The organism is Jannaschia pagri (assembly GCF_019655435.1).
GTDB classification, from domain to species: domain Bacteria; phylum Pseudomonadota; class Alphaproteobacteria; order Rhodobacterales; family Rhodobacteraceae; genus Jannaschia; species Jannaschia pagri.
The window spans coordinates 33842-46242 of sequence record NZ_BPFH01000007.1; the positions used below are offsets into that span (position 1 = coordinate 33842).

The window sequence follows — 12401 nt, forward strand, 5'->3', positions numbered from 1 at the left end:
AGCAGTTCGGCGCAGGTTCGACCGCCCCGCTGAAATTGAACCGACTTCGGCAGGTGCCCTGGGCTCTACGTCAGGTCTGTTTGCAGCGACGCCCTCCACCGTGTCAGTGGCGTTAGGCGCCTTGTTATGAACGACAGTGGCGTTCAAGGGCGGATCTGTTTGTGGCATTGGGTTTAGCTGCACCACCGGCGTCGGCATAACCGCCTTCCCTGACTCGGTAAGAGGCGCGGCGGTGTTAGATGCCTCGAAAACCCGGTCCTCTTGCTCTGAAGTTTGGCCGTAGTCTGGATGAGGGGCCAGCGACGAAGACTCTCTGGTCGGCATAGAAAGAGGGTGCGCGTCGTTGTGTTGGGCGGACGCTTCGACTGGCGTCTGCCCTAGGGGGTCGAAGTCTGCCTGAGCCTTAGGTACGTCCGTTGTCGACGTGGCCGCCCCTACGACGGTGCGAGGGACATCACTGTTCCCTTGCTGGAGGATAGGCTGATCCGCAGAGGCCTCCGCCGGAGATTTAGCTTGAGCCGTCTGACCGGACGGAGAAGGCGCCCCGTGCATTGGCGGCAATGCGTCTTGTCTTGTTGGCGTGTCAGCGGGTGACGCGGGGGCCAGAACCGCCTGCCGAAAGGCATCTAGTGCCTCAGCAAGATCCTTGCCATCGGATGCCTTAACCGAGCGTGGCGTGGTGTGGCCGTCGGAACCCGCTTGCATCATCGGCAACTGTAACATGTCTCCGGCGCCTCCCGACTCGCTGTGGACCTGGTGATACGCGGCGCTCGTTACGAAATCCTTTACCCATCGGTGCTTTACGGCTTGTCGACACAGCGACCGAAAGGATTGCAATGACTGAAACGCCTCTTGCCTCGTCTCCATTGACGCCACTTGTGGCTCCGCCCTCGGCTGACGCGCGGGAGGCCGCCCTCCGCGATCAAGCGACCGCGATGGAAACGTTTCTGTTCAAAGAACTGCTTCGCGCATCTGGTACCGGAGCGCCGTCCATCACGGGCGAGCGGTCGCAGTTCGACAGTTTCCTGCAAGAGGTGCAGGCCCAGGCCGTGGCGTCATCGGGTCAGACAGGACTGGCCGAGGCGATTTATCGGTCCATGGCCAAGACCTTGGGCTGAGGCGCCCCCCGTGGCAGGGGACGTGGTCTAGCGACAGGACGCCAGCTGCGTTCGGTACATCTCAGACCGCGCGCCAACCTCTCCTGCAATACGGATCAGCCAGGGTTTCGCCCTGTAGGAGCCGCGCCGATACCCCGTGCGACCGTCATGATAGGCAAGGTATTGGTTGCGCGCATCGTTCAGTGAGATCCCAAGGGACCGCTGCGTGGCCGCCATGTACCATCCCATGAAATCCGTAGCATCGCGGATGCTATCTCGTCTCGTTCTGCGCCCGCCTTCCTGATTCTGGTATTCCTTCCAGGTGCCATCCAGCGCTTGGGAATAGCCGAAGGCACTGCTCTGGCGCCCAATGGGAATAACGCCCAGGGAGTATCGCAATGGCGTGCGCGCATCGGCGATAAACTTCGATTCCTGATAAATCGTCGCCATCTGTACGTGAACCGGGACGCCCCATTTGCGCTCTGCCGCGCGAAAGGCTCTCAAGTATCCTGGTCGCTGGTCGAGGATCGAACACGCGTTGTCCAAATTGCGCGGCGCACTGCCCGACCCACCACTGCCACCACTGCACGCAGCAAGAAGGAGCAGACAGGCGATCTGCACGAAACGTTTCATAATAACTGCTCGGCTTTTGTTTTACCGTTCCAGGCAGACTAACCGATGCGGTGCGATTCGGACAATCACATCATACGAAGGCCGCCAGGATCAGCGGTAAGGCCCCCACGGACATCACCGTTGAGACAACAACGAGACCCGCAACGGGCGGGGCATCAGCGCCATAGCGGACGGCCAAAAGGTAGGAACTGACAGCGACGGGGGTCGCGAATTGGACCACCATTACAGCAAGCGCGGTGTCGTCCAAGCCGAAAGCCAACCCCACGGCCAGGGCCAGCCCCGCACAGATGACGACTTTGAGCGCCGACAAAACCCCCATGCGCAGAACACCCTGGGGCCGCATCCGGGCGACCGCGACCCCAAGCGTCAGCAGCATGAGCGGGATCCCCATCTGTCCCACCAGATCGAGCGAGGACAGCGCCACCTCTGGCACGGCCCAGCCCCGCCATAGGAACAGTGCGCCGAGCAAGGTCGCGCCCACCATGGGCTCTCGCAGGGCACGCAAGGGATTGCCGCCACCCGAGACCAGCCAGATGCCGAGCGTGAACTGCAGAATCGCCGTGACGGAAAACACGACAACCGCATAGCCAAGCCCGACCTGTCCAAAGGCCAACAGAGCCAGTGGCAGGCCCAGGTTCCCCGTATTGCCGAACACCAGAGGCGCCCAATAGGTCCGGAGGTCCAACCGCAGGACGGCGCAGACGACCCGAAACGCCGCAAACATCGCGCCGTAGGTGACCAGTGTTGCAAGGGTTACCTGACCCGCCGCGCCCGGGTCGATATCGCCCTGGGCCAGTGCAACGAACACGAGACAGGGCACGGCGAGGTTCATGGCCAGGCGCGACACGAAGTCCGTGTCATAGTCCAGGCCCAGCCGAACCCATGCAAATCCGATGGCGGCTAGGGCAAATACCGGTGCCACGATCGTGAGGACTGTAAATGCCAGTGTCACAGTATGTTTCCGCCGATTCGGCGCGCGGCTGATTTACAAGACGCGCTCCCCCGGTCTAGGAACGGGCAGGGGAAAGGGCAACGCTATGCTCCAGAATGAAGCCAAATACGCCTTGGGCGAAGTGGTCCGCCACAAGAAACATCCCTTTAGGGGCGTGATTTTTGATGTCGATGCGGAGTTTTCGAACACGCAAGAATGGTACGACGCCATCCCCCAGGATGCCCGACCGCGCAAGGACCAGCCGTTCTACCACCTTTTGGCGGAGAACGACGAAAGCTACTACGTCGCGTATGTGTCTGAGCAAAACCTTATGCTCGACAAGTCCGGGGAGCCTGTGACCCACCCGGATCTGGGCGATTTGTTTGGTGCCTTTGACGGTCGGTCCTACCCGCTCCACGTGGATTTAAACTAATCGCCTCCGCGCGGCAGTTAACCAGGCCTTCATTCCTCTGTGCGAACACCGTCCCGTCCGGGAACCGGATGACGTTTGTCTGTCGCAGAGGGGAGATCATGGACGGATCGCCGCCCGATAATCTCTACCTTCAGGAGCGCAGACGCCGTCTCGCGGCGGAACGCACGCTCGACCGTACTCGGCATGAGCTGAGCCGCGCCCATTCGGCCCTCGTGGCCAACGCAGACCGTCTCTCGCTTCGATACTTGTCGGAGCGGGAGACGAACGTCCGCCTCACCGACCGACAGAAGCAGGTTATGGCGGAGCGTAAGGAAGCGGCGGAAAAGGCCGATCGCGCGCGCCGCAGGCTTTGGCACGCGCTGGAGGCGATGCGCGACGGGTTTGCCCTATTCGATGCGTCAGGGCGGTTGGTTGCGGCCAACACGGTCTACTTGAACCTCTTCGATGCGGCCTCTGAAATCGGGCCGGGGGCCACGGCCGAAGACATGTTTTTGGCCGCCGCCGAGGAAGGCGCCTTTGCCATCGAAGCAGAGGATCCGGACGAATGGGTCGCCGCGCAATTGGACCGATGGCAGCAAGACCAAATTGGCATGCAGGTGCTCCAAACCTTCGACGGGCGCTCCATCCGCTTTCAGGACCGGCGCGCACCGGACGGTGACATCGTTAGCCTCGCGATTGACATCTCGGACGTGCAGGCGCGGGAAGACAGCCTCGCCGCCGCCCGCGAAAGCGCGGAACAAATGGCGCTGGCCAAGCAGGCCTTTCTGGCTCGGATGAGCCATGAGATGCGGACCCCCATGAATGGCGTCCTTGGCCTATCAGAGATGCTTTGCGATCAAGATCTCGACCCGGAAGCCAAGGAATACGTCCGGACGATCCGTGACTCGGCTGAGGCTCTCCTGGTCATCGTCAACGATACCTTGGATGTCTCGCGGCTGGAGGCCGGGCATTTGGACGTCCGGTCCGAGGTGTTCGACCTGGAGGCGATGCTCTGCGATTGCCTGCGTCTGGCGGGTGCCGGCAAACCCGCCGAAGGGCTGACGGTCGCCTTGGACTATCCGCTGGATGCGCCTGTAGACGTCATCGGCGATGGCGGACGCATTCGTCAGATCGTCATGAATCTGGTGGGCAACGGGCTGAAGTTTACAGATGCAGGCCATGTGGTCGTCCGCGTGACCCTAAGCCCTGACGGCTCCGGCGCGCGCCTCACCCTCGATGTCCAAGACACGGGCCCTGGCATCCCAGTCGATCAGCGGGCCGCTGTCTTCGAGGCTTTTAGCCAGGTAGAAGATGGGCGGCCCCAGAAAGAGGGGACGGGCCTGGGTCTGACCATTTCAAAGGGCCTGGCGGAGCGGCTTGGCGGGGATGTCGCCATTGTCGATGGTCAAGAGCAGGGCGCCTGTTTCCGGCTCACCCTGCCCTTAGGGCTGACCGCGCCTTGGCCTGACCCGGTCGACCCGTTGGGCGCGACGCTCTGCGTGCCCGCCGGGACAGGCATCCAAGGGGATGTCTTGGCCCAACGACTGTCGGCGGCTGGGCAGGTGGTGACGCGCGCGGGGCAGGGGGCGGAGCTGACCGTATTGCCTGTGGGGGACGGCATCCAGACACCCCCACCAACCGATGGTGCTGTCATCGCCCTGGGGCCCGCAGCCGCCGTTCCCGCGGGGTTGTCAGACCGGCTGCACAGCGTTCTACCCTTGCCTGTTCGGGGGACGGAGCTGCGCCGCGCCATTGCCGATGCGGCGTCAGCGCAACCGACGCAGATCCCGCCTCAGACGCCTGTTGCGCCCAGCAAGCCTCGTATTCTTATCGCTGACGACAACGCCACAAACCGGTTCCTGTTGGAGCGGATGCTGCCGACAGATCAGTTCGAGTTGGAGGTCGTCGAGGATGGCGCTCAAGCGCTCGCCGCTTACCAGGCGACCCCGCCGGCGATTGTTCTGATGGATATCTCTATGCCGATCATGGATGGGTTTGAGGCGACGGCGGCCATCAAGGCCCATGCCGCGAAGGTCGGTGGTGCTAAACCTCAGATCATTGCGCTGACTGCCCATACCGGCGCGGAAATGACCGAACGTCTGGAGGCGGCTGGGTTCGTCAGTCACCAAACCAAACCGGTGCGGAAAGACGCTCTGCTAGAGGCAATTGGAGCCGTCTTGGATCGGACGGGAGGTGGGCCGGGGTAGCTGGGATCTACACAGAGGAAATCGCAGGCAAGGGCGGTTGGCCGTTGGTCCATGGGTGATCAGCGACGGCGCGCTAACCCCATCTCGATTGCTGAGGTGGATCGCGGTGTGATGCGGCGCTCCGGGTTTATCTGGTAGGAGGAGTGGCCGAACGGAGGCAGTGTTGTCCGCCGGTCCACGTTACCGAAAGTGGCTGTTTGATCGGTAATAGCCCCTAAGATGCTATCCATGGAGCAACTGCACTCGCGGAAACCAAGAGTGCGGTGGTTTTGGAAATGAGATCATCTGATCGGCCCTCCCGTCGCTCTCAGTCGGCCCAGGGAAGACCGTTGTCTGCGAAATAACTGCCATTGGCATCTCTGTGTTTGCCTGGCGATGATGCGAAGCCAATGAGTCTAGAATCTCCCAGGCGCGCATGTGCGAAGTCCTATGATGAGTTCTTTGCGTCTGCGCGCTGGTGGTCGCGCCCATTGAGCACGCACTGGCACCCCTTATTCGAAAGAGCGCCGATCCTTTTCCTGGGGCGGCAACCCCGGTGCGAAGGGCGACCTGCTGGCTCGCTGGTAGCAGGATGAGCCGAAACGCCTCCGCCTCTGCCGTCTGCAATTCACTACTCGGTGCCAATAGGCGCTCAAGAAGGCGGGACAGTTCTGGACCAGGGTAGCCGTTCCCGCGAGTGTAGCCAGTAGAGCCCCTGCGATCCCCGACATGCGCAGCTGATGAGCTTAAGGTCTCCCAAGCGCGCTTGTCGGAGGCTTTTGATCAATTCTCCGCGTCTGTGCGCTGGCGGCCCCGCACAAAGAGCACGCCATGGCGGCCCCTGTTTGTAAGAGCGTCGATCGCTTCCCCAAGGCAGCAACCCCGGCGCAAAGGGGTTTTACGATGCTGCGAGCAGCAGGATGAGCCGGGACGCTTGCGCCTCTGTCGCATGTAACTCAAAGGCCGGGGCCAAAGGCACTCAAGACGGCAGAGTTGTTTTGGACCATGGTGGCCGTTCGCGCAAATGCAGCCTGTGCAGAGCCTGCTATCCGCGCCGTGCGCCACCACCACCGCCGGCGAGGGCCGCCGTCAAAGCGTGACGCGCAGGTGACCCGTTTCGGTCCCGCGTACATTGCGCATTGGACCATGCGTCAACCGCGTCACCACAGGCTCGGTGGGGGCCAAGGCGCCTAAGTGGACAAGCAATGCCGCGATCACGGCCTCCGATGCACGCGTGGTGCCGTCGCTGATCTTGACTGCGATGCCTCGGTCCAGATCTGGCAGGATGGCGATATAGACACCTTCGGCACCTGTTTTGACCACGCCCCTACCGGCGAGGGCGCCCATGATTTCCGTGCAGGCCGCGCCGGGGCCTGCGACGAGGTCGGGGTGGGTGGCCATGGCGTCGATCAGTCGGGTCATGGCCTGGGCACGCGGGTCATTGCCCTGGGGTGCGCGGGCAAACTTGCCCATGGCGGCGCCAAAGGCCCGCAGGGGTGTGGCGGGGTTCGGGGCGGAACATCCGTCGATGCCGATGCCCGGACTATCGGTCCCGGTCACCTCTTCGAAGGTTTGCAACACGGCCCGCTGCACGGGATGGTCGGGCGCCACGTAGTCTGGTCCCCCGCCGAGCTTCTGGCCGACCATCAAAAACCCGCAGTGCTTCCCCGAGCAATTGTTGTGCACCTGACAGGCGGAGGTCTTCGCCCGAACCAAATCATCCGCCGCTTCCCGATCAAAAGGGGCATGGGCGCCGCACCGCAGATCGTCATCGGACAGCCCCATGTCCGACAGCCAAGCCGCTGCCAACTGCGCATGGCGCGGCAATCCCCGATGGGAGGCGCAGGCCAGGGCCAAATGGCGCGAGGTGAGGTCCCGCCCCGCCCCGGTTTCCAACAACGGCAATGCTTGGATCATTTTCGCCGACGAGCGGGGGAAGATCACCGCGTCCGGGTTGCCCCAGGCCTCCAACACGGTGCCCGAACCGTCACAGATGACCGCGTGCCCACGATGCATGGATTCGAGGCGGTCGCCGCGAATGACCTCGACGAAAGGGTGATCGGTTTGCATGCTGGCCCCCGCTGCGCGAAAATCCGCCGCACGGGGTTCCGACCCCTGCCCACCTGCGCTATCATCCTTACGGAGTTTTGGGAACCGCGTGTCCTGAACGGCCAGATCCCGGCCAACCGGGGCAAGCGGTCGGCACGTCGATAACAGAGGCAGTGAGTAGAATATGATCCCCAAGGCAATTGGTTCAGCCCTTCTTATTGCGGCGCTTTCTTTGCCCGTGTCGGCGCAGCAAAGCTCCAACCGGGTCAACACGGAGACTGACTGGTCCGTCTTCGTTGAGGACAATCCGACCCAGTGCTGGATCGTCTCGGCGCCGAAATCCATCCTCAACACCCGCGATGGGGAACCCGTCGCGGCCCGGCGCGGCGATATTCGCCTGTTTGTCAGCTATTGGCCGGGGTCCGATAAAAAGGGCGAGGTTTCGGCGACGGGCGGCTATCCTTATGCGGATGGTTCGACCGTGGTGATCGAGATCGGATCTGACCGGTTTGAGTTGTTCACGGACGGTGAACTGGCATGGGCCGCATCCCCCACCGATGATGAACGGATCGTGGCGGCCATGAAACGGGGCGCTCAGGCCGTCGTGACGGGTCGCTCTGGCCGTGGGACACGCACGGAAGATACCTTTAGCCTGTTGGGCTTCACCGCTGCCGTCACCGACGCGGAGGCACGGTGCTCCGGGTGACGTTGCGCTGAATTGAGTTTCTTCGCAGGCGCCTCTATATCAGGCGCCTGTTTTGGTTTTCGGAGGTCGCGATGGCCACGCCTAAGACGCCTGCTCCTGTTACGCCTGATGCCCTGACCGTGCCCCGCAAAGAGGCACCGGAGGCGAAGACGAACCTGATCGGCCTGACCCGTCCCGCCCTGCGCGAGGCGCTGATTGCCGTAGGCGTGCCCGAGAAGCAGGCCAAGATGCGCGTGGGCCAGGTCTGGCAATGGCTGTACCATTGGGGCGTGCGCGATTTCGACGCCATGACGAACCTCTCCAAGGCGTTCCGCGCGACGCTGGCCGAGAACTTCGTGATCGCCTTGCCCGAGGTCGTCACCCGCCAGGTGTCCGAGGACGGGACGCGCAAGTATCTTGTGCGTATCGCCGGAGGGCATGAGGTGGAGGTCGTCTATATCCCCGAAGAGGGGCGTGGCACGCTCTGTGTGTCGTCGCAGGTGGGCTGCACGCTGACCTGTTCCTTTTGCCACACGGGCACGCAAAAGCTTGTCCGCAACCTGACAGCGGCAGAGATCGTGGGGCAAGTCATGCTCGCCCGTGATGACCTCGACGAATGGCCGGAGCCAGGGACCGGGACGGGCGACGCGGGGCCGCGTCTGCTGTCGAACATCGTGCTGATGGGGATGGGCGAGCCGCTCTATAACTTTGAGAACGTCCGCGATGCCATGAAGATCGTGATGGACGGTGAGGGGATCGCCCTGGGCCGCCGTCGCATCACCCTGTCGACCTCAGGCGTTGTGCCTGAAATCGCCCGCACCGCGCAGGAGATTGGGTGCCTGCTGGCCGTGTCCTTCCACGCGACCACGGATGCGGTGCGCGATGTGCTGGTGCCAATCAACAAGCGCTGGAACATCGAAGCCCTGCTGGAGGCCCTGCGCGAATACCCCAAGGCCACCAATTCCGAGCGGATAACCTTTGAGTATGTGATGCTGAACGGCGTGAACGACACCGACGAGGATGCGCATCGTCTGGTGAAGCTGCTCGACGGGATTCCGGCCAAGGTGAACCTGATCCCGTTCAACGAATGGCCTGGATCCGCTTACACGCGGTCGTCCAACAACCGCATCCGGGCCTTTGCGACGATCCTGATGCAGGCGGGCTATGCCTCGCCTATCCGGACGCCGCGGGGTGAGGACATCATGGCAGCCTGTGGCCAGTTGAAATCGGCGACTGAACGGGCGCGCAAAAGCCGCGCTCAGATCGCCGCCGAAGCGGGCCTCTAGCCGTCAGCGTTTGCGGGGCTTGCCCAGCAAGACGTGCCACATGAACTTTACAGCGTCGATCTCGGCCATGAGTCCGTCCCCCGGAGTACCATTCGCGGGCCCAGTATAGCCGCTGCGTTGCAGCATTGTGACACTTACAGCCAATCCCACATCAATCGGCAGGCCATTGCCAAGGTCATGGTCACCAGCAGTGGTTTTATGAGCCGCGCGCCCCTGCGGCTGGCGACCCGCGCGCCAATCTGTGCTCCGGTAAAGGCCGCCGCCCCCATGGCCAGTCCGGCGATCCACCAGGGTGAGGCGATCACCGCGAAGGTCAGCAAGCCGCCCGCATTTGACGCTACGTTCAACAGCTTCGACTGCGCCGTCGCCCGTAGCAGCCCATCACCCGCCAAAAGAACGAACCCTAGCATGTAGAAAGAGCCTGCCCCCGGTCCCAGCAGCCCATCATAGAACCCGACGACGGGCACCAGCGTTGCTCCGAACAGCAACGGCGTGATCCGCCGCAGGCGCGGCCGGTCGTCCAAGCCGGGTTTGAACGCGACGAACAGGGCGATCCCGATCAGCAGGATGGGCAGACCGATGCGCAGCGTCTCGACCGGCAGCAGCGTCACGGATAGCGCGCCTGCGACTGAACCGCCGAAGGCCGTCAGCGCCATGGGCCATTGGGCGCTCAGGTCCACCAGGCCAGCACGCGCGTAGGCGATGGCCGCCGACAGGGGCGAAAAGATGCCCTGCACCTTATTTGTCGCGACCGCTGTGACAGGGTCTGCGCCCGCCAATACCAACCCCGGCACTGTGAGGAGGCCGCCGCCGCCCGCAATGGCATCCACAAACCCAGCCAGCAGAGCCACGGTCATCAGCACCGCGATGACGTTGGGGTCGATCACGGGTGTACGAAGGCGTCGACGTGGTAGCCTTGCAAGTACAGCAGCGTCGTCAGATCCCCGTGGTTCACGCGCAGCCCGGCCTCCGCCTGGACGGCGGGCTTGGCGTGCAGGGCCACGCCCATGCCCGCGCGGGTCAACATGCCCAGGTCATTGGCGCCGTCGCCCACGGCCAAGACGTCCGCATCCGTGATCCCCATCTGCGCGGTGATCTCCTCCAACGCGGTGACTTTGGCCTCGCGCCCCAGAATCGGCGTGCCGGGCTCGCCGGTTAGCTTACCGTCCGCCTCCAACAGGGTGTTGGCGCGGTTTTCATCGAACCCGAGCCGAGCCGCGATGACCGAGGTGAAGGCCGTGAAGCCGCCCGACACCAGCGCCGCGCGCGCGCCATTCGCCTTCATCGTCGCAACCAATTCCGGGCCTCCGGGCATCAACGTTATGCGGTCTGCGATCACACGGTCGATGACGGAGACATCAAGACCCGCAAGCAGGCCAACCCGTTCCCGCAAGGCGCCTTCAAAGTCGATTTCGCCATTCATCGCCTTGGCCGTGATCGCCGCCACGCGGTCGCCCACGCCTGCCTCGGCGGCCAATTCGTCGATGCATTCCTGTTGGATCATGGTCGAATCCATATCCGCCAGCAGCAGGCGTTTGCGCCGTCCCTCGACGGGTACAACGTTCACATCCACGCCCATAGCGTCCAGGTCGGCGCGCGCACCATCCAGCGTATCTGGCAACCGGTCCAACGGAAATTCCGCCGCGATTCCAGGGGCTAACCAGGTCGCGTCGCCCCCACCCCAGGCGTTCCGCAGCGCCTCGATCATGGGGATCTCCAGCGTGGCGGCGGCGGGGGAGGCGGTCAGAACGCAGACATACATGGGCGGGTCCCTGGTAAGTTTCCGATGGCGAACAAAGGTCCGCGCAATTTGTGCAATCGCGGCCCGCTTAGCGCCGATTCAGGTCTTGCGCGACCCCCTTCGCTCCCATAGCAGCGGCCTTGGGACACCCTTCCCCAACGAAGGGCATATATCTGTAAGGATAGACATGACCGAGACGACGACCCCGGCCACGCGGCCGGCAAACCCGCGTTTTTCTTCGGGACCCTGCGCCAAGCACCCCGGATACTCCCTGAACAATCTGATGGACGCGCCCCTTGGCCGCTCGCACCGCGCCGCGGTGGGCAAGGCCAAGTTGAAGGCCGCCATCGACCGCACCAAGGCTCTGCTGGGCGTGCCAGACGACTACCGCGTCGGCATCGTGCCCGCCTCCGACACCGGCGCCTATGAGATGGCCATGTGGACCATGCTGGGCGCGCGCCCGGTGACCATGCTGGCCTGGGAAAGCTTTGGCGCCGGCTGGGTGACCGATGCGGTCAAGCAGCTGAAGCTCGATGCCGAGGTCCGCACCGCCGATTACGGCGCGCTGCCCGATCTGACGATCGATCCTGCGCACGACATCTGCTTCACTTGGAACGGCACCACCTCCGGCGTGCGTGTGCCCAACGCCGATTGGATCGCCGACGACCGCGACGGCCTGACCCTCTGCGATGCGACCTCCGCCGCTTTCGCAATGGATCTGCCGTGGGACAAGCTCGATGTGACGACCTTCTCCTGGCAGAAGGTTCTGGGTGGGGAGGGCGCCCATGGCGTCATCATCCTGAGCCCGCGCGCCGTCGAGCGCCTCGAAAGCTACACCCCCGCCTGGCCGCTGCCCAAGATCTTCCGCCTGACCAAGGGTGGCAAGCTGATCGAAGGGATCTTTACGGGTGCCACGATCAACACGCCTTCGATGCTCTGTGTCGAGGACTACCTCGTCACGCTGGACTGGGCCGAAGACCTGGGGCTGCAGGGCCTGATCGACCGGGCTACGGCCAATGCGACGGCCATCTGGGACTTCTGCGCCGCCCGAGACTGGATCGAGAACCTGGCCGAGGACGAGGCGACCAGGTCGACGACGTCGGTCTGCCTCAAGCTGGTGGGTGCCCCCGAAGGAACCGCCAAGGCCATGGCCAAACGGCTGGAGGCCGAGGGCGTCGCCCTGGACATCGGCGCCTATCGCGACGCGCCCGAGGGCCTGCGGATTTGGTGCGGCTCCACCGTCGAGACGGCGGATATCGAGGCGCTGCTGCCCTGGCTCGACTGGGCCTACCGCGCAGAGACGGCGGCCACCGCCGCCGCCTGACGCGACGCGCCCCGGATCTGATCCGGGGCCTCCCCCTCCAACGCAAGCGGCCCCGGA

At 63.6% G+C, this 12401-nt stretch carries 11 protein-coding genes; 6 read left to right on the forward strand and 5 right to left on the reverse strand.

Features of this window, described 5'->3' with window-relative positions:
- The first annotated feature begins 836 nt into the window (after positions 1–836).
- Positions 837–1118: a flagellar biosynthesis protein FlgJ gene (locus K5R33_RS16215; RefSeq protein ID WP_220750130.1), complete on the forward strand. Its 282-nt coding sequence runs from the start codon at positions 837–839 to the stop codon at positions 1116–1118.
- 27 nt (positions 1119–1145) lie between these two features.
- Here the strand turns inward: K5R33_RS16215 and K5R33_RS16220 are convergent, their stop codons facing one another.
- Together K5R33_RS16220 and K5R33_RS16225 are read right to left on the reverse strand one after the other, a co-directional pair.
- On the reverse strand, positions 1146–1730 hold the full coding sequence (locus K5R33_RS16220; RefSeq protein WP_220750131.1) for a transglycosylase SLT domain-containing protein: 585 nt from the start codon (positions 1728–1730) through the stop codon (positions 1146–1148).
- A gap of 70 nt (positions 1731–1800) precedes the next feature.
- Complete coding sequence (locus K5R33_RS16225) at positions 1801–2682, reverse strand: AEC family transporter (protein ID WP_220750132.1); 882 nt, start codon at positions 2680–2682, stop codon at positions 1801–1803.
- Positions 2683–2767: 85 nt separating this feature from the next.
- Here K5R33_RS16225 and hspQ point away from each other — a divergent pair, with 85 nt between their 5' ends.
- Together hspQ and K5R33_RS16235 are read left to right on the forward strand one after the other, a co-directional pair.
- A complete protein-coding gene (gene hspQ / locus K5R33_RS16230) occupies positions 2768–3094 on the forward strand; it encodes a heat shock protein HspQ (protein ID WP_220750133.1) in 327 nt (108 codons plus the stop codon).
- Positions 3095–3192: 98 nt separating this feature from the next.
- Positions 3193–5280, forward strand: coding sequence for an ATP-binding protein (locus tag K5R33_RS16235; RefSeq protein WP_220750134.1), 2088 nt, complete (start codon positions 3193–3195; stop codon positions 5278–5280).
- 1068 nt (positions 5281–6348) lie between these two features.
- On the opposite strand, the gene K5R33_RS16240 is transcribed toward K5R33_RS16235, so the two are convergent.
- A complete protein-coding gene (locus K5R33_RS16240) occupies positions 6349–7329 on the reverse strand; it encodes an asparaginase (RefSeq protein WP_220750135.1) in 981 nt (326 codons plus the stop codon).
- Between the two features lie 163 nt (positions 7330–7492).
- On the opposite strand from K5R33_RS16240, the gene K5R33_RS16245 reads away from it, so the two are divergent.
- Both K5R33_RS16245 and rlmN read left to right on the forward strand, forming a co-directional pair.
- A complete protein-coding gene (locus K5R33_RS16245) occupies positions 7493–8014 on the forward strand; it encodes an invasion associated locus B family protein (RefSeq protein WP_220750136.1) in 522 nt (173 codons plus the stop codon).
- A gap of 71 nt (positions 8015–8085) precedes the next feature.
- Complete coding sequence (gene rlmN, locus K5R33_RS16250) at positions 8086–9279, forward strand: dual-specificity RNA methyltransferase RlmN (RefSeq protein ID WP_220750137.1); 1194 nt, start codon at positions 8086–8088, stop codon at positions 9277–9279.
- Between the two features lie 134 nt (positions 9280–9413).
- On the opposite strand, the gene K5R33_RS16255 is transcribed toward rlmN, so the two are convergent.
- Together K5R33_RS16255 and serB are read right to left on the reverse strand one after the other, a co-directional pair.
- Positions 9414–10136, reverse strand: coding sequence for a TSUP family transporter (locus K5R33_RS16255; protein WP_220750307.1), 723 nt, complete (start codon positions 10134–10136; stop codon positions 9414–9416).
- Between the two features lie 26 nt (positions 10137–10162).
- Entirely contained in the window at positions 10163–11041 is an 879-nt protein-coding gene (serB, locus tag K5R33_RS16260) for a phosphoserine phosphatase SerB (protein ID WP_220750138.1), read from the reverse strand.
- Positions 11042–11207: 166 nt separating this feature from the next.
- On the opposite strand from serB, the gene K5R33_RS16265 reads away from it, so the two are divergent.
- Positions 11208–12344, forward strand: a complete 1137-nt coding sequence (locus tag K5R33_RS16265) for a phosphoserine transaminase (protein ID WP_220750139.1) — start codon at positions 11208–11210, stop codon at positions 12342–12344.
- Positions 12345–12401 lie beyond the last annotated feature (57 nt).